At 41.6% G+C, this 21,359-nt stretch carries 19 protein-coding genes; 11 read left to right on the top strand and 8 right to left on the bottom strand.

Annotation, left to right across the window (positions count from 1 at the left end; translation table 11 throughout):
• The first annotated feature begins 35 nt into the window (after positions 1–35).
• The 10 genes from AC2CZC_RS06100 to AC2CZC_RS06055 all read left to right on the top strand — a co-directional run bounded on the left by AC2CZC_RS06100 (position 36) and on the right by AC2CZC_RS06055 (position 11,933).
• On the top strand, positions 36–521 hold the full coding sequence (locus AC2CZC_RS06100; protein ID WP_484584190.1) for a DUF411 domain-containing protein: 486 nt from the start codon (positions 36–38) through the stop codon (positions 519–521).
• Positions 521–1,936, top strand: coding sequence for a TolC family protein (locus AC2CZC_RS06095; RefSeq protein WP_484584189.1), 1,416 nt, complete (start codon positions 521–523; stop codon positions 1,934–1,936). The genes AC2CZC_RS06100 and AC2CZC_RS06095 overlap by 1 nt, the downstream gene beginning before the upstream one ends.
• Positions 1,936–3,687, top strand: coding sequence for an efflux RND transporter periplasmic adaptor subunit (locus AC2CZC_RS06090; protein ID WP_484584188.1), 1,752 nt, complete (start codon positions 1,936–1,938; stop codon positions 3,685–3,687). The genes AC2CZC_RS06095 and AC2CZC_RS06090 overlap by 1 nt, the downstream gene beginning before the upstream one ends.
• Positions 3,688–3,701: 14 nt before the next feature.
• A complete protein-coding gene (locus AC2CZC_RS06085) occupies positions 3,702–6,866 on the top strand; it encodes an efflux RND transporter permease subunit (RefSeq protein WP_484584187.1) in 3,165 nt (1,054 codons plus the stop codon).
• A 123-nt stretch (positions 6,867–6,989) separates the two neighbouring features.
• Positions 6,990–7,337, top strand: a complete 348-nt coding sequence (locus tag AC2CZC_RS06080) for a copper resistance CopC family protein (RefSeq protein WP_484584186.1) — start codon at positions 6,990–6,992, stop codon at positions 7,335–7,337.
• Between the two features lie 18 nt (positions 7,338–7,355).
• Positions 7,356–8,261 carry a copper resistance D family protein gene (locus AC2CZC_RS06075; RefSeq protein WP_484584185.1) on the top strand — a complete coding sequence of 302 codons (906 nt, stop codon included), beginning with the start codon at positions 7,356–7,358 and terminating at the stop codon, positions 8,259–8,261.
• A gap of 14 nt (positions 8,262–8,275) precedes the next feature.
• On the top strand, positions 8,276–8,740 hold the full coding sequence (locus tag AC2CZC_RS06070; protein WP_484584184.1) for a YybH family protein: 465 nt from the start codon (positions 8,276–8,278) through the stop codon (positions 8,738–8,740).
• A gap of 475 nt (positions 8,741–9,215) precedes the next feature.
• Positions 9,216–9,458 carry a hypothetical protein gene (locus AC2CZC_RS06065; RefSeq protein ID WP_484584183.1) on the top strand — a complete coding sequence of 81 codons (243 nt, stop codon included), beginning with the start codon at positions 9,216–9,218 and terminating at the stop codon, positions 9,456–9,458.
• A gap of 1,640 nt (positions 9,459–11,098) precedes the next feature.
• Positions 11,099–11,386 carry a helix-turn-helix transcriptional regulator gene (locus tag AC2CZC_RS06060; protein ID WP_484584182.1) on the top strand — a complete coding sequence of 96 codons (288 nt, stop codon included), beginning with the start codon at positions 11,099–11,101 and terminating at the stop codon, positions 11,384–11,386.
• Between the two features lie 7 nt (positions 11,387–11,393).
• Positions 11,394–11,933, top strand: coding sequence for a hypothetical protein (locus AC2CZC_RS06055; protein WP_484584181.1), 540 nt, complete (start codon positions 11,394–11,396; stop codon positions 11,931–11,933).
• Between the two features lie 387 nt (positions 11,934–12,320).
• Here AC2CZC_RS06055 and AC2CZC_RS06050 read toward each other — a convergent pair whose 3' ends face one another.
• Positions 12,321–12,905, bottom strand: coding sequence for a hypothetical protein (locus AC2CZC_RS06050; RefSeq protein WP_484584180.1), 585 nt, complete (start codon positions 12,903–12,905; stop codon positions 12,321–12,323).
• Positions 12,906–13,106: 201 nt separating this feature from the next.
• A complete protein-coding gene (locus AC2CZC_RS06045) occupies positions 13,107–13,355 on the bottom strand; it encodes a helix-turn-helix domain-containing protein (protein WP_484584179.1) in 249 nt (82 codons plus the stop codon).
• A 283-nt stretch (positions 13,356–13,638) separates the two neighbouring features.
• Between AC2CZC_RS06045 and AC2CZC_RS06040 the strand changes: the two genes are divergently transcribed.
• Positions 13,639–13,917, top strand: coding sequence for a helix-turn-helix domain-containing protein (locus tag AC2CZC_RS06040; protein ID WP_484584178.1), 279 nt, complete (start codon positions 13,639–13,641; stop codon positions 13,915–13,917).
• 252 nt (positions 13,918–14,169) lie between these two features.
• Here the strand turns inward: AC2CZC_RS06040 and AC2CZC_RS06035 are convergent, their stop codons facing one another.
• The 6 genes from AC2CZC_RS06035 to AC2CZC_RS06010 form a co-directional block, all read right to left on the bottom strand.
• The gene (locus tag AC2CZC_RS06035; protein WP_484584177.1) at positions 14,170–14,991 is read right to left on the bottom strand and encodes an energy transducer TonB family protein; all 822 of its coding nucleotides are present in this window, start codon (positions 14,989–14,991) and stop codon (positions 14,170–14,172) included.
• On the bottom strand, positions 14,992–15,411 hold the full coding sequence (locus AC2CZC_RS06030) for an ExbD/TolR family protein (RefSeq protein WP_484584176.1): 420 nt from the start codon (positions 15,409–15,411) through the stop codon (positions 14,992–14,994).
• A gap of 1 nt (position 15,412) precedes the next feature.
• Positions 15,413–16,123: a tonB-system energizer ExbB gene (gene exbB, locus AC2CZC_RS06025; protein ID WP_484584175.1), complete on the bottom strand. Its 711-nt coding sequence runs from the start codon at positions 16,121–16,123 to the stop codon at positions 15,413–15,415.
• Between the two features lie 308 nt (positions 16,124–16,431).
• A complete protein-coding gene (locus tag AC2CZC_RS06020) occupies positions 16,432–17,715 on the bottom strand; it encodes an HlyD family type I secretion periplasmic adaptor subunit (protein ID WP_484584174.1) in 1,284 nt (427 codons plus the stop codon).
• Between the two features lies 1 nt (position 17,716).
• The gene (locus AC2CZC_RS06015; protein ID WP_484584173.1) at positions 17,717–19,423 is read right to left on the bottom strand and encodes a type I secretion system permease/ATPase; all 1,707 of its coding nucleotides are present in this window, start codon (positions 19,421–19,423) and stop codon (positions 17,717–17,719) included.
• Entirely contained in the window at positions 19,420–21,309 is a 1,890-nt protein-coding gene (locus AC2CZC_RS06010; RefSeq protein WP_484584172.1) for a hypothetical protein, read from the bottom strand. Before AC2CZC_RS06010 ends, AC2CZC_RS06015 begins: the two co-directional genes overlap by 4 nt.
• Between the last annotated feature and the right edge of the window lie 50 nt (positions 21,310–21,359).

Here is a 21,359-nt window from a genome sequence, read left to right as displayed (position 1 = left end):
TTGTTTGAAATAATCCAGAGTAATCTGGGGGCAAAATGATTATTAGATTTTTTAGCATTGCATTGTTTGTCATGCTTTTACCTCTATCCGCACAAGCTGAAGAGAAACGACAAGAAGAAAAGTTATTCGAACTATTGGTTTACAAAACCCCAACCTGTGGTTGCTGTAAAAAGTGGATAAGCCATATTGAAGAAGAGGGGATTGTTGCCCATTCAAAAGACTACCGCAGTATAAGCTCTATCAAGAATAAATATGGTATCAAGCCAAACTACCGCTCTTGCCATACAGCCGTGAGTCGAAGTGGTTTTGCCTTTGAAGGCCACGTCCCGGCAAAGTTTATCAAACAATTTCTTAGCGAAAATCACGCTGATGCTATAGGTCTGTCTGTTCCAGCCATGCCTGTTGGCTCCCCAGGAATGGAAGTGGACGATCACTTTATGCCATTCAAGATCTTTGTCCTTTTTAAAGACGGTACTAGTAAGGTTTACGCAGAAGTTAATACTTACGAGGAACAATTCTAATGAAGACTTTCACCTCAACCGGCAAGACGTCGACTATTTCAACATTGGCTTTAAGCTTAATGTTAGGCACGTCAGTCTTCTCTGCTCATGCACAAAAGACGATATCACTCGATCAAGCAATAGCTCTTGCAGAGCAAAATGATCCTTGGTTGCATGGTAGTAAGCTAAAGCAGTCTGCTGTGGAACATCGAAGTGTCGCAACAAACTCTCTACCAGATCCTAAAGTTTCAATAAGCATGATGAATTTGCCTACTAATTCATGGGACTTCGACCAAGAAGGTATGACGCAGTTTAAAGTTGGTGTATCTCAAATGTTCCCTCGAGGGGACAGCTTAGAGATCAAAGAAAATCTGTTAAAAATGGAAGCTTCTAAATTCCCGTTAATGCGTGAAGACCGAAAAGCAAAGTTAAAGACTAAAGTATCTGAGCTTTGGTTAGATGCTTATCAAGCACAGCAAACGATCGAGTTTATTGAGTCAGATTGGGTGCTATTTGAACAAATGGCTGAAGTAGCGAAGGCTAGCTATTCGAATGCAGTAGGTAAAACAAGGCAGCAAGATGTCATTAGAGCACAACTAGAAATTGTTCAGTTGGAAGATAGGCTTACAGCCCAAAAGCAAAAGCTCGAAACGACAATTGCTCGTTTGAATGAATGGTTGCACGTATATGACAGCAGCAATTTAGAAGGCACGTTTGATTTTGATTCGCAACCGAATGCATTTGGGGTATCAGATCAGCTCCCGACAATAAGGCTAGAGAACCCATCTCTCTTGAAATCAATAAGGTACTCAAGAAATAAGCTTGCGATCGAGTTTTCAGACCACCCTGCAATATTAGCAATTGATGTGAAGAGGAAGGTTGCAGAAAAAGGGATTGAACTCGCGAAACAACAGTACAAGCCTCAATGGGGTGTTAATGCAAGTTATGGATATAGAGATGGTATGCCTTCGGGTGATGAACGAGCAGACCTATTTTCTGTAGGTGTATCGTTCGATTTGCCACTATTCACCGAGAACCGGCAAGATAAACAAGTTGCTGCATCGATTGCTGAGTCAGAAGCGGTGAAGACGGAGAAGTTATTGCTGACAAAGCAAATGATTAGTGCGGTTGAGAAAGAGTTAAGACAGCTCAGTCGTTTGTCGGAACGTCAGTCACTCTATAAAGATCAATTATTGAAACAAATGCATGAACAAGCAGAAGCTTCGTTAACCGCTTATACCAACGATGATGGTGATTTTGCTGAAGTGGTTAGGGCCAGAATTGCTGAATTGAACGCCAGAGTAGCTGCATTAAAAATTGACGTAGAAACGCTAAAAACAGTTGCACGAATCAACTACTTTTTCGCAGCCGTGCCTTCACATCAGATTGGTGACGGATTTAAAAATGGCTCAAGTGCGAAAGTTGGAGACAAATAATGTCAAACAGTAAACCTCAATTCAAATTAATTACCGCAGCCATAATTGGTGCCATTTTAGGTGCTGGGGCATTGAATATGTTCCAAAGTTCGCCCATTTCATCTGATCAAAGAGAAGCGTCTGGCGAGAAGAAACCTTTGTATTGGGTAGCACCAATGGACTCTAACTATCGAAGAGACCAACCGGGTAAATCGCCGATGGGGATGGATTTAATTCCGGTATATGAAGAAGGATCGAAGAATGACGACTTTGGTCCAGGAGCGGTTACTATCTCTCCTCATGTCGTCAATAACCTTGGGGTTAGGACATCATCAGTTGAGTTGAAAACAATGCGCTCAGAAATCAACACGGTGGGCTACGTTCAATATGATGAAGATCAACTCGTACATATTCATCCCCGAGTTGATGGTTGGATTGAAAAACTATTTGTTAAAGCAGCTGGTAACCCAGTTGAGAAAGGGCAGCCCTTATATACACTTTACTCACCTCAGCTCGTTAATGCGCAAGAGGAGCTGCTAATAGCGTTAAATCGTAACAATAAGTCTTTGATTTCTGCTGCTAAAGATCGCCTTAAGGCACTGCAATTATCTAACGAATTTATTGAACAGTTATCGCGAGATCGAAAAGTTCAACAAAGCATCACGTTCTACTCACCTCAATCAGGCGTAGTTGATGGATTAAAAATCCGTGAAGGATTTTTCGTCAAGCCAGGAAATACGTTATTAAGTATTGGTAAATTGGAACAAGTTTGGGTCGAAGCCGAAGTCTTCGAGCGAGACGCAGCATTAATCAAAGAAGGGCTGCCTGTTTCAATGACACTTGACTACCTACCTAGTCAAGAGTGGGCAGGCATTGTTGATTATGTTTATCCAACCTTAAACAGTAAAACAAGAACACTTAGAGTGAGATTGAAATTTGATAACCCGGAGCATCAATTAAAACCCAATATGTTTGCACAAGTATCTATTAATGCTAACCAAGGCGAAAACGTAGTTTTGGTGCCTAAAGAAGCGGTTATAAGAACGGGCAAACAAGATCGCGTAGTACTAGCTCTAGGTGATGGGCAGTTTAAATCTATTGAAGTTTCAATTGGACAGGTGGATCAAGAGAGCATAGAAATTCTGGAAGGCTTAAATGAAGGCGATGTTGTTGTAACATCAGCTCAATTCCTTATTGATTCAGAATCTAGCAAAAGCTCTGACTTTAAAAGAATGACACATGAAGAAGTTCCTGAGTCAGTTTGGATGGAAGGAGAAATAAATAGTGTTATGGCTGGACATAGAATGGCCAACATTACTCATGGTCCAGCTGAAGCTTGGGATTGGCCAGAAATGACGATGGATTTCAATGTAGCTGATAGTGTTGATATCGATTCATTAAAAGCAGGCCAAATATTGCACTTCGAAGTGTCAAAAACAGACGACGGAGGCTATGAAGTTACGGGTATTCATATCATGTCAGAGCCAGAAGTTTCATCAGCAACAGTAACCGGAACAATTAACTCTATCGAATCCACATCTCGCACGCTAAACATTAGTCGAGGCCCAATTGAAAAGTGGGACAGAGCTGCTGCAACAATGGATTTTTCATTGGCAGATGACCTTGATATTTCAAGCGTTAATGTCGGCGATGAAATTAGTTTTACATTTGAAATTAGGGATGATTTTGTCATTACAGAGATATCTCTTAATGCAACTATGCCGCATTCGAATGAACAAAACAGCTCTGCTGTTGAACACTCACATCACTAATACGGAGACCAGTAATGATTGAATCAATTATTAGGTGGTCTGTGGGCAATCGATTTTTCGTTGTACTCATAACGTTAATCATTGCCTTCGGCGGACTATTTTCATTAAAGAATACTCCTGTTGATGCGATTCCTGATCTATCGGATGTGCAGGTGATCATTAAAACTAGCTATCCGGGTCAAGCACCACAGGTTGTGCAGGATCAGGTTACATTCCCGTTAACAACAGCCATGTTATCTGTGCCAGGTGCTCAAACCGTTCGAGGTTACTCGTTTTTCGGCGACTCATACGTTTACATCATATTTGATGATGACACGGACTTGTATTGGGCAAGAAGCCGGGTTCTAGAATACTTAAGTCAAGTAACCTCTAGTTTACCTGATTCGGCCAAACCGCAATTGGGGCCTGATGCTACAGGTGTGGGTTGGGTATACATTTATGCTTTAACGGATAAGTCTGGTAATCACGATTTAAGCCAACTAAGAAGTATTCAGGATTGGTTTCTAAAGTATGAACTTCAGACTGTACCCGGTGTGTCTGAAGTCGCCGCAGTGGGCGGAATGGTTAAGCAATACCAAGTTCAAGTTGACCCTGACAAGCTGAGAGCCTACAACGTACCATTAAACCATATTCAAATGGCGCTTAAACGAGGTAATAAGGAAACTGGTGCATCAGTTGTCGAAATGGCAGAAGCTGAGTATATGGTTACCGCTACAGGTTACATCCAATCTGTACAAGACATCGAGAAAATACCATTAGGTATTAATGAGCAAGGCACACCACTTCGTATAGGAGACGTCGCAAACGTCAACCTAGGCCCTCAAATGCGTCGAGGGATAGCCGAACTTAATGGTGAGGGTGAAGTTGTTGGTGGTGTTGTAGTAATGCGCTTTGGTGAAAATGCGCAGCAAACTATCAATGGTGTAAAAGAGAAACTTGCATCACTTAAATCTTCACTGCCTGAAGGCGTTGAAGTTGTCCCTGTTTACGATAGATCTAAGTTGATAAACAACGCTGTAGACAACCTTTGGAAAAAGTTACTCGAAGAGTTAGTCGTTGTAGCCTTAGTTTGTGCAGCATTTTTGTTTCATCTTCGTTCTTCAATGGTCGCCGTAATCACGCTGCCGTTAGGCATCTTGGTGTCTTTCATCATCATGTATATGCAAGGGATTAACGCAAACATCATGTCTCTTGGCGGTATTGCTATTGCAATTGGTGCTATGACAGATGGTGCAATTGTCATGATTGAGAATATGCACAAACACATGGAGGCTCTTAATAAAAAGGGAATACCTTTGACCGATGAGAACAGGTGGCAACTCGTTGCTAAAGCGGCAAGTGAAGTTGGACCTGCACTGTTTTTCAGTTTACTTATTATCACTGTCTCATTCTTGCCTGTATTTATCTTGGAAGCTCAAGAAGGAAGAATGTTTTCACCGCTCGCTTATACAAAAACGTACGCAATGGCAGCATCTGCTGGTCTAGCAATTACATTAGTGCCGGTCTTAATGGGTTACTTTATCCGAGGGAAAATAGTCTCTGAAAAGAAAAACCCGTTAAACAGGTTGCTTATTGCCATGTATATGCCGGTTTTAAGATTGGTGATGAAGTTCCCGAAATCGACTATTGTCGCAGCTATTTTAGTGACAATTGTTGGCTTCTGGCCTGTTGATAAAATCGGTAGTGAGTTCATCCCCCCGTTGGATGAAGGCGATTTAATGTATATGCCTACCACTTATCCTGGCATTTCAATTGGTAAAGCAAGGGAGTTGTTACAGCAAACGGATAAGCTTATCCGCACTGTACCTGAGGTTGAAAACGTATTTGGTAAAGTTGGCCGAGCTGAAACAGCAACAGATCCAGCACCATTAACCATGATTGAAACCTTTATACAACTTAAGCCAAAAGATCAGTGGCGTGAAGGAGTGACAACCGACTCATTGAAAGCTGAGTTTGATAAGTTAGTAAAATTTCCGGGCTTAACCAACGCGTGGGTAATGCCAATCAAAACACGTATCGACATGCTTGCTACTGGGATTAAGACGCCTGTAGGGATTAAAGTTGCAGGTCCTGATTTGAATACCATTCAGGATATTGGCCAGCAAATAGAACAACTGCTGCCGCAGGTTGCAGGTACAGCCTCAGTGTACTCTGAGCGCGTTGCCGGAGGTCGATATATTAAAGTTGATATATCCCGCGATAAAGCGAGTCGCTTTGGTCTTAATATCGAAGATGTTCAACAAGTTGTATCTACAGCAATAGGCGGAATGAATGTTACCCAAACCGTTGAAGGACAAGAGAGGTACCCCGTCAATTTGCGTTATCCGCAGGATTATCGTGATTCTCCAGAGCAGCTTGCGAGGTTGCCAGTTGTTACGCCTAACGGTCAACGAATAGCACTAGGTGATGTTGCAGACATTAGAGTTGAAAACGGGCCTCCAGGTATTAAGAGTGAGAATGCTCGAATTAATGGTTGGACATTTATCGACATTGATGGCGTAGATGTTGGTACTTATGTTGAAAATGCAAAATCTTATTTGGGCAATAATCTAGAGCTTCCAGCTGGTTACTCGATTACATGGGCTGGTCAATATGAGTATATGGAACGTGCTAAAGAGAAGCTTTCATACGTATTGCCACTAACCTTTGCAATCATTGTCATATTGCTTTACCTAAATTTCCGTTCATTTAGTGAAGTGGCGATTATTATTGTTACCTTGCCTATGGCCATGATTGGAGGCCTATGGTTGATGTATTTAGAAGGTTTTAATTTCTCAGTGGCAGTGGGTGTTGGTTTTATTGCTCTAGCTGGGGTGGCTGTGGAAATTGGGGTATTAATGCTCGTTTATTTAAATCAAGCCCTTTCGGATCTAAAAGAAAAAGCCAAAGAGAATAAAGTACAAATATCAGATAACAAATATAGAGATGCATTACTACATGGCGCTGGTTTACGTGTTCGCCCGGTTATGATGACTGTAGCAACAATTATAATTGGTTTGCTTCCAATATTATATGGTACAGGCACGGGGTCTGAGGTTATGAGCCGAATTGCAGCTCCTATGGTTGGTGGAATGACAAGTGCAGTAATACTAACTCTTATTGTTTTACCCGCTATATATTCAATAGTTAAAAAATCGGAAGTAAATTCCTTTAATAATGAATTATCAAACAAAGAATAACTTTTTCGTAGAGTTGAGGTCGATATATGGATAACTTGAATTAACTATGGGCGACTGTTTTTGACTAACGAAACCATATTAAAAATAGTTTAGTTGTTAATTAAATTAAAAAGAGGTAATAACATGAATACATTAATCAAAATTCTAATCGTTGTTAGTATGACATTTAGCATAAGCGCACTGGCTCATGTCAGCTTAAAAGAGTCTATGCCTGCGAATAATGCAATGCTTATGAAGTCTCCAGAGGCCTTATCTTTAAGCTTCACTAAAAATGTAAAGATCGTAAAACTGTCACTTAAAAATAAACAAGGTGAAAAGATTAAGTTTGGTTTTAAGCCGACGAAGGATTCAAATAATGAATTCTCATGGAAACTCCCTAAATTGGCACCTGCAAGTTACATCGTTGAGGCCACATTTTTAGGTAAGGATGGCCATAAAATGAAAGAAAGCTTTGGCTTTATGGTTCATTAATTTGGAGTGGTAAATTCTATGGAAATGTATATCTGGAGTACGCTAATTGTACTGTCAAAATTTTCGTTTTACCTTGGCTTTGCAAGTATCTCTAGTTATACATTTCTTGGAGATAGTATTGCTACAATCCAAAAGAAAACGACAACAACACGTTCGACCTTTTTAATGCTAATCAATGGTACGATTTTTGTTGGACTCGTAGCCAATTTTATATGGTTTATAGCTAGCACAGGCGCAATGGCTGAAGACGGTATTAGAGGAGCTCTGGATAAGGACATGATTGAGATCATGTGGGACTCCTCTATTGGCGAAGTGACGTTTTATCGCTCTATTGGCTTTACAGTTGCAATATTTGCATTTGTATTTTCTGTATATACTAAACCTACCAAGATAAAGCGCTATGTTCTTTGCTTACTTTATTTGTGCAGTTTGATAATATTGGGGTACTCATTTTCATTATTGGGACATGTCTCCGAATTAGCTTGGCTAGAAAGAATAACCCTAATTTTTCATGTCCTTTTAATCGCATGGTGGATGGGGGCATTGTTACCATTGAGGTTGGCTTGTAACGTTTTAGCGCATAATGAGCTTTTTATATTAATGGAAAAGTTTGGCAAGCAAGCCGTTACTATGGTAGCACTGTTACTTATTGCAGGCCTTTGGCTATCGATTCAGCTTGTAGGCAGTATTGCCGCTCTTGTGAGTACGTCTTATGGGCAAGTCCTTCTCTTCAAATTGATTTTAGTTATTTCAATTTTATTACTAGCAGCAATGCACAAATTTAAGCTAGTTCCTGCACTTAAAAATTCAACTGGCAGAGAAACGTTATCAAAATCTATTTCTATTGAAATAGTGATAGCGCTCGCCATTTTATTAACTACGTCAGTGCTAACAAGTTTTGTTGGTCCTGAAAGCTACCCGTAAAAGAGAAATAAAAAATGAAAATAATAAAGATAATACTTGGCTTATTAGTGACAACTAGTCTACTAGCCAATGCACATGGTGATAAAAGTAAAGAGCAAGGTTTATTTAAAGGGGTAGATACTCCGGCTGCGAAAGTAGTTGTTGCATTTCATCGAGCACTAAAAACTGGCGACAAAAAAGCAGCGAGAAGTCTGTTAGCAGATGATGTCACGATATATGAAGGGGGGAGTGTGGAAAGAAGTGCCAATGAATATGCACATCACCACATGCTGTCAGATATGAAATACCTAGCTGCTGTCGATAGCAATACATTAGAACACCAAGTGACTATTCTTGGTAATATAGCGATATCTGCTTCACGTTCTCACACTAAAGGTTCCTACAAAGGCAAAGATCGCGATTATCAAGGTATGGAAACTATGGTGCTTGAAAAACAAAGTGGTGAGTGGAAAATCAAACACATTCATTGGTCACATTAGACCCATAACTTAAAATTAGTATTGACCTGTGCCCATACACAGGTCTTGACTCAACTTAACTACCCAAATATTTTAGGTTACGAGGTTTTATGAATGCCCGAACGAGCTAAGGCTTACGACACAATGCCAGCTACAGTAAGGTATTACACGCGTTTGAAGTTGTTTCACTCCTTAAAGTCGGAAAATGGCTACAAATATCATCCCACTTACAGAATTTCCCTATTTAAGTTTCTCTTAAGCGCTAGGTAATTTGGCTTTTCTGCGTCCGATATTCAGCAAGTAGTTGATGAAGTTGGCTGTGGCAAAGCTGTGTACACACCAGTTCGAACGCTTATTAAGAAACGGTTAGCTGAAACAGAAAACCAATTTCAGGCAATGCTAAAGATACGTGAGAATATGAGTAGTGCCCTAGAGTAATGGGAATGCAAAGAGGGAAAGGTAACTTATCATCGAAGGCTCAGGTAGTGCTACCAAAATGGAATTCGTAATTCAAGCAACAGTGGGTGTTGCTTCAGCTGAAATGAACTTTGTAGATAGAACTGTTGTAACTTCTAGCTCAGTGAAAGTAAGTGAATTAATAAAAGCGGTCGAGCCTGTTTACTATAATGCAAAACTATTAGATAACTCTATAGTTGAACAAGTATTGGATGAGAAAGAAGTGCTAGCTGGGGGCTTTGCAAGAAGTTACTTCGAGATACTTTTATTGCGCACTCTGTAGGTATTTCGCTGGTGATTTATAGATTATTCATTGGTGAGACGGCCATTGTTACAACAACTGAAATAATATCATGACATGACTTATTCTAGGTATTGCCACTTTGGGTGTAATGTATTTTTTTAAGGTGAAGCTCTTTTATGTTGATAGATGGAGTAGTTTCAAAAATCACTTTACCAATATGAATACACTTATTGCATTAGGTACAGCTTGAACTTATTCAATGGCTATTGTGCTTTCATCTGACGTACTTCTCTTAATAGCTTGCTATGTATGCATCGAAGCCAGGTACTAAGTTATTCATGAGGCTTTTAGTATGATACTTTATTGCTCAATATATTAACGTTTCTACTGAAAAGAAAAGTTTAGTATGAATCTTTATTTTAAAAATCATAAATAATGTAACAGTAAAGTAAGCTCTGTTGAGAAGAATAGTATGAAACTATATTACTGGATTACAGATATTGTGGGTGAACAATAAAGATATACCTACTCTCCAACAGATATGTATTTATAAAGTGCGGGGCCACAGATGGTGTGGCTTAGGAATAAAGATATACTTATAAAGTACGGGCCCACAGATGGTGTGGGTGAATAATACAGTTTAACCCGTAACAAAAAGGTCTCATACTGACTGTATATCGGCAATTGCCCAGTTTCTATAGACTACTGGGCAATTTTTTTATGTTCACACAGTCATTAAGTTAAGAGCGTGCTGTAAAACCAAATCTGGATACTTCCCTAAAAGGACATTGTTCATAGTCCATAGGTGAACAATTACCATGACTTTCTGAATTGTCATAGTACTTATCCGCATTACCGTCTGTCTATTTACACTTGGGCTGTTCTAGGCTCACTGCTACTCGCACTTTTTGTTCTATGACATTCTGGTAGCTGAATTATGCTTTGTTACCAAAGTATCTTTTACTATTCGAGTAGACTATCAATTTGATGACCGAAGGGTACACATAATGAGCTGATAAAGTGTGCCTGCCTGAGTTTTTAGCAAATATATTAATAGTTTAAGCGCGCTCATTGGTGTTTTTTAGGTAAAATATAGCCTTGATAACTTTTGAGGGCGGCCAAGGTTTCTTCATAGCCTGTGATTGGTTGGCCGATACTGCGATTATATTCAATTCTGCGCTCTAAAGTGCCCAAATAGTCTTTGTTCTCGACTCCAACAAGTGTATTCCCTGTAAACTCAAATTCTTCAAACGGGATTTACTGCCATATGCGATCATCTCCGGTGATTTTCGCTAATGTTCTGATGTCTTCTTGAGACACGTTTCGCATATCGAAGCCATTGCTATACACAGCTTTAGTATTTGCTATATTCATAGAGATCTCCTTTCGTTTTGCCCTCAATTTGCACGCAAAAATCACGCTTTTTTTGTCAGGAGTGACCTAGTTTCTCTTTATTTCCCTGAGCTTGTTAGCATGTATTTTGTGTCCATTTTAAATAGTGAATTACTTGCTATTTTCTTAAAGCTAATTGAGCGCTAGATATGAAATAATACATTTTTCCTACTTTATAAATGCATTTATAAATTACTAATATAAATAGAGTTTTTTGTTATGGCTTTGTTGATTTGCAAAAAGGGTGCTGATAAGTTGACACCACCTGTTAAGGAGGAGAAATCAGTGTGACACCCAATTCACGGCAGATAAAAACTGAAAACTTTAGGGCTTATGTGCAGCGCTCAATGCGGCGTTTAAGAAAGGAAAAAAAATGGACTCAAGAGCAACTTGGCAAGAAGCTTGGCGTTGATCAAGCGACCATTTCTAATTATGAGTCGGGTAAAACCGACATGACCTACATTCATCTCTTTGAGCTATTTTTAATTTTTGGTAAGGACTTTTCAGCAGTATTTGACCTGTTTAACGTGACGACTCACACATCTTCGGCTGATATAAAGCAAAAAAAGGAGTAACAAGATTATGAAAGAGTTTTATTCGCTTGTTGAGTTCTTGCCTTTGACTGTGATCACTATATCGCTACTCTTAACATGGAAAGTACCTACGGCTAGGTGGTTTTTAATATGTTATGCAGTATTGGATATCGTGATTATTTTATTACACCCTATCATAATGCAGTGGAGGACACATTATTATCTGGCAGATCTTTTCATGTGCATTGCTTTAGTCTTACCGATAGTTTATCGAAGACCACTGGCTCTATTCTTGTATGAAAAGACCCAACTAAATTACTTTTTACTTGTGTTTAATAGGCAGGTATTCACTTTACAAGAATGTGGCATTATTTTACTCATGTTATTTGGCGCATTCATCAATTTAGTGTCTTGGCTGGAAATTTTAGCCTATAAGTATTATTGGATTGATGTACCTTATTTCAAACTATACGTTCGCAACAATGCAATGATATTGGTCCATGTCGGTGTTTGTTGTGCGATATTTAGTTATTCATTAAAAGCAGAAGAGCGAGAGAATGAGGTCGTGACACATAGGTCAACGGACTAACCAGCATTATTGAAGCAATAATAGTTAAACTTCATTATGCTGTGCTTGTCTATACAACTTATGATGCAAGTAATCTACTCGCTCTAATTATTTGTTTTAAATCGACTGTTTTTTTAGGTGTGTGGGGAGAACTAAGCGTGTCCCAAATAAAATAAGCGCCAGTGTAACAGGCGCTTATTTGTAAATTGAACAGTTGTACATCAATGTGCTCGCAGCGATTGGCACGATAGTGCATCGCTAAGTTATGGTTAAGCAGCTGACCTTAATACCAAAAGCGACTGCTGTATATACGCCGCTGTTGCTCTCTCATATTTACTTTACACCACATTTTAGTAACATAAACGGTATGTAAATTTTCATTTATCTAGGCAAAAAATAGTGGCAACCTTAAGTAAGTTGCTTATTTTTTGCTTGTAAGATCAACATGGTGAGTAATAACCCACACGTCAGAGCCATAATAGCTGAACCAACAAATGTATAGATGTCATAAATCAATGTCAAAGATAGCCAACCAAGGCCATTTCTTAACGCATTTTCAATCAAGGCTAATACATTCATAATACCTGCTACTATAAATAGCCAATGAAAAAGACCATCAAAGTCAGTAAGTACAATCTTGCTTGAGCTTGAGAAAAACCGTGAAATTTGCACTCTAAAAATAAAAAGCGCAATAGCAAATAGGTTGATTAACAGTTGTATGCCAAATATTTTGGTACCCACAATGAGGTAGTCATCGTCTGGCGCTCCTAAATCTATGAGACCGGTACTAAATAAACTATATTCAGTTAATGCAACAACGGCGAGCATAATAGAGATATGGCAAATATTAGGCTCTTTTTGCAGTAAGCCAAATATAAAGCAGAAAGCTAGTACTGGAAGGTAAACGTGAAAGACTACCTGAGGGTCATCTATTTGCAGATAAAAAGCGATAAGTGCAATGACTGAAACAAGTATCAAATGTACCATTTTCATAGAGTTAATTACTTATATTTGAGCTTTATTCAGTAATGTATTCTAAAGCTGAGATTATATAAATTCTGAGCTTGATAAAATACGCCAATAAATAGTTTTAACCTAGTGGAGTTATAACTTGAATCTCATGAGGTTGCTTTGGCATAAATAATGAGCCTCCAATGACTTTTTTTAGAGATTCTTGGTTGAGTGATTTCATAATTATTCCTTATCGTTAATGTCTTTTGGATCGTTTAATTTGCTCGATACATTGCTAATTTGTATCATCAGTGGGTTAATGTCAATTTTACAATAAGCTAGCCATTTGAAAAAATGACTCATCCGTGGCTCACCGACCCCAAGCTCATAATTGCTCACCGTTTCTCTGGTGATATTGAGCTTATCGGCCATTTGCTTTTGAGTGAAGCCTGCTTTTTTGCGCATGGCTTTGAGGTCGTCACCGCTTATCACATTTGATTTCCTTTTGGATAAATATCAAAGGTTCTATCTCATGGAACTGTATAAGGCATTATGTTTTACGTTATGTCTTAAACAGTGTGATGAGATTTGTTATATCAAGCTTTGAATTTTTACAAAAATGCTGAAGGTAAGAAAATTTCTCATAAATATTCCTTTTCATAAAATTCGAAGATTTTTCCACATTAACCATTTTATATTATTAACAATACATTTTCATAAGTAAATATGGAAACTGATTTTAGAGTAGTATGTTGGTGAATTTTCGAGGGAAACGATGAAAAATAATGTCATAAGAAGAAAAGTAACAGTGAACGACTTAATGTCTGAGGTTCAACACAATTTACGCAGATTAAGAAAAAAGAATAATCTGACGCAAACCCAGTTGGGAGCAAAACTCTGTGTAGATCAAGCAACTATCAGTAATTTTGAAACCGGCAGGACGGTGATGACGGTGGCCCAGCTTTACGAAATGTATTTGATTTTTGGCGATGAATTTGATTGCCCATTTATTCAATATACAGGTAAAGACAACAGCATGGCGGCTAGGCTGTAAAGTAGCCGCGTCGAGTGATTACTTTTTTAATTACGTTTGTACCACATAATGAAAATCTCGTTTTCATAGTGTTTAGATACTTAGTTATGTAAGTATAAATTATTAATATATAAAGCTCTGTTTAAAGTAGGTATCTATTAAATTGGTTTTTGGTAGATCCTTCATGCTTGGCAGCCTTTATTAATTAATGTGACCTTCTGCTTATTTTGGAATAAACAGTACATTGATTAAAGTGGCAAGGTAGCTTGTTACCTACATTAAATAAAATCGCACGGGCACCATGACGGTATGCTCGCGCATTGTCGGTGGTGGTAGTGGTAGGGGTTGTGCGCGTTTAACAACGCTTTTGGCTTCTTTATTGAGTAGCGGATAGCGGGATGATTGCACAATTTCAATATTGCGCGCCTGGCCTTTATCGTCGATGTCAAAACTGACCATAATCGTTGCTTCTTGGCCTCTTTTACGGGCCACTGTGGGGTAGCGTTTTTTCTTCGCAAGGTGGGCAATGAGCGCCGCCTGCCAAGTTTGCTTAGCGACTAATGCAAGCTGGGTATCCTGACCTTGCTGTAGAGCCTGATTTTGCTGTGCAGTGGCATCTGCTGCAATTTCTTTGGCGCGACTGGCGACACTTTCTTGCTTTGCTGGCTGTTCAGCGTCTTGCTTGGGTGATTCAAGCAGCTGCTCTGGCTTGGGAACTTGAGGTGGTTGTTCAGTCACTTGTTCAAGCTTGGGCATATTGTCTTGTGTTGGCTTAGGTTCAGGATCTTGTGGTTGCTCCGGTTTTTTGGCCATGGCTATCTTCCCATCGTGGGCTAAAGCGATGTCGCTCGATGAGGGGGCTGCAAGCGCTTTTAGTGGCGGTGTGTTGGCTGATTGAGCCTGTGCATTTTGCAGCTCTTGAGACTGACTTTTGGCTTTAGCTAAGGGCGCTAATTTTACCACAAATGGCGCTTTTGATATGGCGGGTTTTGCAGGCGTATGGGGTTGCCAGTGCCAAAGCGCCGCACCAAGTATGACAAGGTGTAAGCAAACAGCCCAAAAAAATCCTAACAACCAATCATGGCGAGTGAGCACTTAATTTAAATCCTCTTCACCAATGAGAGACACATTGAGATAGCCGATACTGCGTAATGTATTGAGTACGCCTATTACATTGCCATAATCTACTTTTTCGTCGGCTCGGATAAACACGATTTGCTCAGGGTTATTGTGGCTCGCTATATTGAGCGCGGCTTCAAGCCCGTCTTTGGACACCGCTTGATCGCCTAAAAATAGCTGTAACTCTTTGTCTAATGACACGATAAGCTGGTTTTGTTCTAACGTTTGCGCCTGTGCATCGGCGCCGGGGAGCTCAAGCGGCACAGAAACGGTCGACAGAGGGGCGGCTACCATGAAGATGATCAATAATACCAACATGACATCGATAAACGGCGTCATGTTGATCTCATTATTGAGTGCAAACTCATCTTGGTCGCCATCATTCATCATCGCCATATCAACGCAGCTCCAGTTGGCGGCCAGCCAAAACTAAAAGTTGGCTTGAAAATGCATTAAGTTGCTTGCGATATAGTGCGATATTGCGAGTAAAGTGGTTGTACATTAAGACCGCGGGTATAGCTGCGACTAAGCCTAAAGCGGTGGCTAGAAGGGCTTCTGCGATGCCCGGTGCAACCACGGCTAAGTTGGTGCTATTGGTTGCGGCAATACCGATAAAACTGTTCATAATGCCCCAAACGGTGCCAAACAGGCCAATAAAAGGGGCGGTGGAGCCAATAGAGGCTAAAGAACCCGTGCCTTGAGTGAGGCCATCCGTGAATTCGTCGGCACGGGTTTTCATGCGCTGCAGAGATCTTTCCTTGACCCCTTCAGCTGTGGCATTATTTTTAGCGCCCCAGTCCATTTCGATTAAAACCTCTTCGACGAGTTGCGCTTCTAATACATCTGCATTGTTTAGCTTTATCAGATCATCTTGGTTGCGGCTTTGTGCTAATAAGTGTGAGAGGCGCTTTTGAGCGAGTTTAATTTGCTTCTGCTTGGTAATAAATACGGCCCAGCAAGCAACAGAGGCGGCGACTAACATCAACATCACACTTTTGACCACCCAGTCTGCTTGCATAAACATGGCATAGGCTGTGAGCGAACCTGTGCCGCTCGCAGATGCACTAAAAGTGGGTGCGAGCGCCAAAAAGGCGAAAGCTTTTTTCATTATTATAAACCTCTGACTTCACTAAAAACGAACCCCTATAGTTAAAGAACGCATGAGATTAAAAAAACAGTAATGCCTTTTTAACTTTTTATTATGTGGCGAGAAAATATCCGCAATGGCTCGGTCACAGTTTGATTATATTGGATGGTAGTCTTGAGCTTGGCCATGGCTGAATAAGATGTGTTGGTAGCTGCCTTACTGAAAAAGGCGCGCGATCAAAATAGGCCCGCCGATGATGCAAAATGACATCGGGGAAATGGCGGGCACTATGACCAAGTTAGATAAATGTATCAAAACAGGTACATATTTTAAATATCTGCCATGGCACTGGGAATTCTGTCAGTCAGCGGTTTGAGTAGGTAACTGAGCATGGGGCGCTCCCCATTTTTAACAAACGCTTGCACTGGCATACCTGGTTGCAATACTAATCGGTCACTTAGTGCATCTTGATTAACACGGATCGCCACTTGGTAATAAGGCTGTCCAGTGCGTTCATCATTGATGGTGTCTTGTGCCAAGCGTTCAACCTGTCCTTTTACTTTCGGGGTTGTGCTGGTATTGAATGCGCTGAATAACAGATCGACATCTTGACCAAGGGCAACACTGTCTATCAAGTTACTTGGGATTTTGGCATTCACTATCAATCTTTGCCCTTTAGGAACAATTTCCATCAATAATTGAGATTGAGACACCACATCACCAAATGCGTCCAAGCCAACAACTTGACCTGCAACCGGCGCACGAATTTCACTGTTGTCCAAACTAAATTGTGCTGCTGTCATTCTTTGTTTGAAGTCACTGATGCTAGATTGGTTTTTCGCTCTTTGCTGACTGACTTCTTGACGATAGCCTTTGAGGGTTTGCTGGTGTTGAGTATCTAGCTCTAATAGTCTGGCTTGTTGAGACAATAGCTCGGATTGCGCATTGGCCAAATCGGCACGAATTTCAGCGGCTTGTGCTTTTAGCTGATACAGTTGTTCTTGTGATTGAAAGCCTTTTTTAACCAAAGCTTGGGTATCGTTCACCCAATTATCGTACACCTCTGCTCTTTGCTTATGGCTATCAACAACATGCGTAAGACCCGAAATGCGAGATTGCGTAGTGTGCTTATTGTCGAGCATTAACTTAAGTTGCGCTTTCAAGGCCGCGCGACGTTGCTCGAACAATTGCTGATTTAGCGCCATCGCTTGAACAGCTTGCGGTAAATCCACGCTTGTCAGAGTATCCGAGTAAATGAGCTGCTGCGCATCGCGTAACTCTGCATCTAGGCGCTCTTTTTCAGCCAGTGCTAAATAGTACTGTGTGGTTGCAGCGGCAAGCTGACTTTTTGCCACCTTGCTATCTAGGATCAGCAGCGCCTCACCTTGCTCTACCCACTGTCCATTTTGCACCAATAATTGGTCAAGTACGCCGTGTTGCGGAGCTTGGATCTGCTTTTTGTGGCCAGAAACGATGATTTGGCCCTCAACGACCACGCCTTTGTCGAGTGGGGCAAATGCACCCCAGAGTAAAAATATGCCCAAGCTTAGCGCGATGATCGTCCAGCCAAGTCGAATATGTTTGCTTCCCGCGATAGTGTGCTGTGTTGTCACGTTACGCTGCTCCTCTTTGACCTTGCTTGGCTTGCTGCATTGCTCCAAGTACTTGCTGTTTAGGGCCAAAGGCCTGAACATGGCCCTTGTTAAGTAACAAGATCTTATCGCTTAGGTTTAAAATATTGGCTCTGTGGGTGATAAAGATAATGCTAGAACCAGATTGCTTGAGTGTTTTAAGGGTGCTAGCCAATGCGGCTTCACCGGCATCATCTAGGTTAGAATTAGCCTCATCTAAAATGACCAGTTTGGGGTCGCCATACACTGCTCTGGCAAGGCCGATACGTTGCTTTTCACCGCCGGATAAGCCCATGCCCCCGTCACCAAGCACAGTATTGTAGCCATCGGGTAATTTTAAAATCATCTCATGCACGCCTGCCAACTTCGCGGCTTTGATGACTGCAGCGTCGTTAATATCGCCAAATCGGGCAATATTCTCACTGATGCTACCTGCAAATAAGCCCACATCTTGAGGCAAATACCCCAAGTGTGGGCCTAGGCTCTGCTTGTTCCATTGAAAAATATCGGCACCATCTAAGCGCACTTTGCCCATTCGCGGTGCCCAAATACCTGTAATAAGGCGCGCAATTGACGATTTGCCAGCGCCGGAAGGGCCAATGATCGCTAAAATTTCTCCGGGATTAATCTCAAAGTTGATGTTACTCAGGGAAGGAGTTTGCGCCATCGGTGGGATCAAAGTGGCATTTTCTACACTGAGTTTGCCCGTCGGGGTTGGTAAATCTAGTCCAGTTTGAGGCTCTGGGTACTGATGCAGCAGGGCATCGAGACGTTGACGAGAGAGTTTCACGCTTTGCCACTGTTTAAATGCCCCGACGAGTTGTTCAACGGGTGATAACATGCGCCCAGCGATAATTGAACCTGCGATCATCATGCCTGCGGTGATCTGGCCGTCAACAGCAAGCCAAGCGCCTGCCCCTAAAACAACCGATTGCAGTGCAAGGCGTAATATTTTACTGGTTGCGGTGAGCACTGAACTGAGATTACTGGCTTCACTTTGATGGCGAATCCCCGCTTGATGTTGTGCTTGCCAGCGGCTTTGCAAACTGTGTTGCATCCCCATCGCTTGCGCAACTTCAGCATTGTTAATGATGCCACTGGCAAGGCGCGTGGCATTGGCAGTGGCTTGGGAAGATGCTTGTAAGGGCTTTTTCGCCCAAACTTCGTTGAGTAGCGCGAGCACCAGTAAAATCACCGTACCGACGAGGGCAATTGTGCCCAGTAATGGGTGAAAGAAAAACAATACAATGAGGAAAAGCGGGGCCCAAGGGGCATCAAAAAACGCAAATATGCCCGTTCCTGTCATAAACTGGCGAACTTGGTTAAGGTCATTAATCAACTGGCCAGGGTTAGCATTACCAACCTTGATTTGATGTTGATAAACGGCGTCAAATACTTGCGTATGTAGTTCGTTATCAAAATGCTCGCTTATGCCAATCAGTACGCGGCTGCGGATCCACTCTAGTGCGCCCATTAATAAAAAGAAGCCCGCAACTATGATGGAAATCAACAATAAAGTATCTATATTCGCAGAGCTTAAAACGCGGTCGTACACTTGCAACATGTAAATCGCGGGGATCAACATGAGCAAGTTGATAATGGCGCTGAATCCAGCAACATGCAGCAGGCTGCGCTTTTGCTTATGTAAGGCGCGCTTTAAAGCGTCACTTGGCACCATCGTGGGTTTCATGATTGGCTCCTACGACGGCGAAGTCGTCCCACACCTAGCGCACTTAAGAATGTCAAAGCTGCGAAACCAAGTGCGCCACCATTGCCATAGCTTAAGGTTTCTTCTTGTTTTATTTTTGCTTCTGCATTGACGTAAAGCGTCGATAGCGCACCTAATCGTGAACCAACATCGGCATCTCGACAGTTAATTGTAAAGGTGTAAACACCTGACTCAGGTGAGATTTTAATACTGCCTTGCGGCTCGATTTGTCCACCTGGCACCCAATCACCGACAGCCGTGCCGCCAATCGCAACACAGTCAGCTGCATTGTGGCTACTCCAAGTGACTTCGACTTCTTCACCAAGTTGGGCATTGCCAGGCGTAATACTGATAGACACAGAACCTGTTGGTTTTAAACCACTTAAATCGACCTCAAAAACCGTGCCTCGGTTGTCGGCGAGAACAGTTCTACCATATTGATCTGAGTAGCCTCTACCACCATATAGTGTCGTACCATACAGCTTACCGTTTTCAGCTAACATGAGTCCGGTTGGTACCTTGCCATCTGAGTCTTCGGCAATTCCAGCTTTAAACGCATGCACATGTTCAAACCCACTTTGAATGACTTGGCCGTTTTCAATCTGTATATCCGCTAACTTAAGTCGATAAATAGTTCCATCGAGTGTCATATTTCCTGAGTGGTTTGGATACTCATTGCCTTCAAGTACTTGTGTATTTTCACTCTTATGTATGCCACCGCTCATGGTGGTGCCATACAAAAAGCCTGTATCTGTTATCACCATCGGGCCACGGGGTTGGCTGCCGTTTTCGCCATTGAATGTATGCAGCAAATTAAACTCAGAGCCATCTTTTTTAATTCTAAAGAGTGAGCCATGGGGATTACTGCCTTCATAATGTGGATACTCTGTGTGGATCAAGCGCTCATTTCTTTCAATGACATTGTGAACTTGGGAGTCTCCACCACAGAGACCGCTGGCAAAACCGATGGCTTTACCGCTATAACTAATAATTCCTTTGGACCTGCAGCTCCCCACGGTCGTCGAACCATATAGAAAGCCCGCTTCATCTTCAACTAGGTAGGTGGCAATACGGCCTTCATCACCGCTGCGGGTGTGCCAGGGGACTTCACCTTGGCTGAGGGTAAATTCATGGATCAAGGGCAAGGCTGTAATGGGGTTTTCACCGAGCTCTACGGCATAGAGTGCACCGACGACAAAGTCATCATCGATTGAGAGTGTATTGAGATACGGTATGCCACGGGGGTAACCTATGTAGCCATAAAGTATATTACCACTCAAAAGCATGCCGCCAGCCGCGGTGAAGTCGCCATGGGGGTTGTTGTTAAATCTATATAGCTCCGTTAACGTGTTGTCTTTTTCTAAACGCATTAATCGAGAGTAAGTTTTATGATCGGTATCGATAAATAGCAGTCGTTCTTGATTATCGAAAATAGGCTGTACATTTGGCCTGTTGTTGAGCTCTTCTTCTGTGTTGTCAAATAGAATGACTTTGTTACTGCCATCTGAGTGCACAGAAAATACATTGCCCTTGAGATCGATACTATAGAGCTTGTCTTCTGTCGGGTGCTCTGCGAAGCCAACAAAGCCTGCAACCTCTTTTGCAAGTGCGAAGTAATGTCCTTGTACTGGTGCTAGTCCCCACATGCTTGGAGCTGTCTCATCTTTATATCCAAAGTAAGATAATCCGATGAGTTGATCACGCTCAGCGTTATAAATTGGCGGCGCAAATGGCTTACCTGCGGTTGGCCAACCGACAGGGCCTGTAGAGTGTAAAGATGTCAGGTGATTAACACTGATCCCTTTTACAGCTGTGGTTGCAAGACTAGAGAAAGACAGGGATAGCAAGCAGAGGCAAAGTTTTTTCATAGTAGACTCAATAAATGGCAAATTGCACTGCAGCAAAGCTGCAGTGCACA

Source organism: Pseudoalteromonas sp. MMG033 (assembly GCF_057197785.1).
This window is presented reverse-complemented; position numbering and strand designations above follow the sequence as displayed.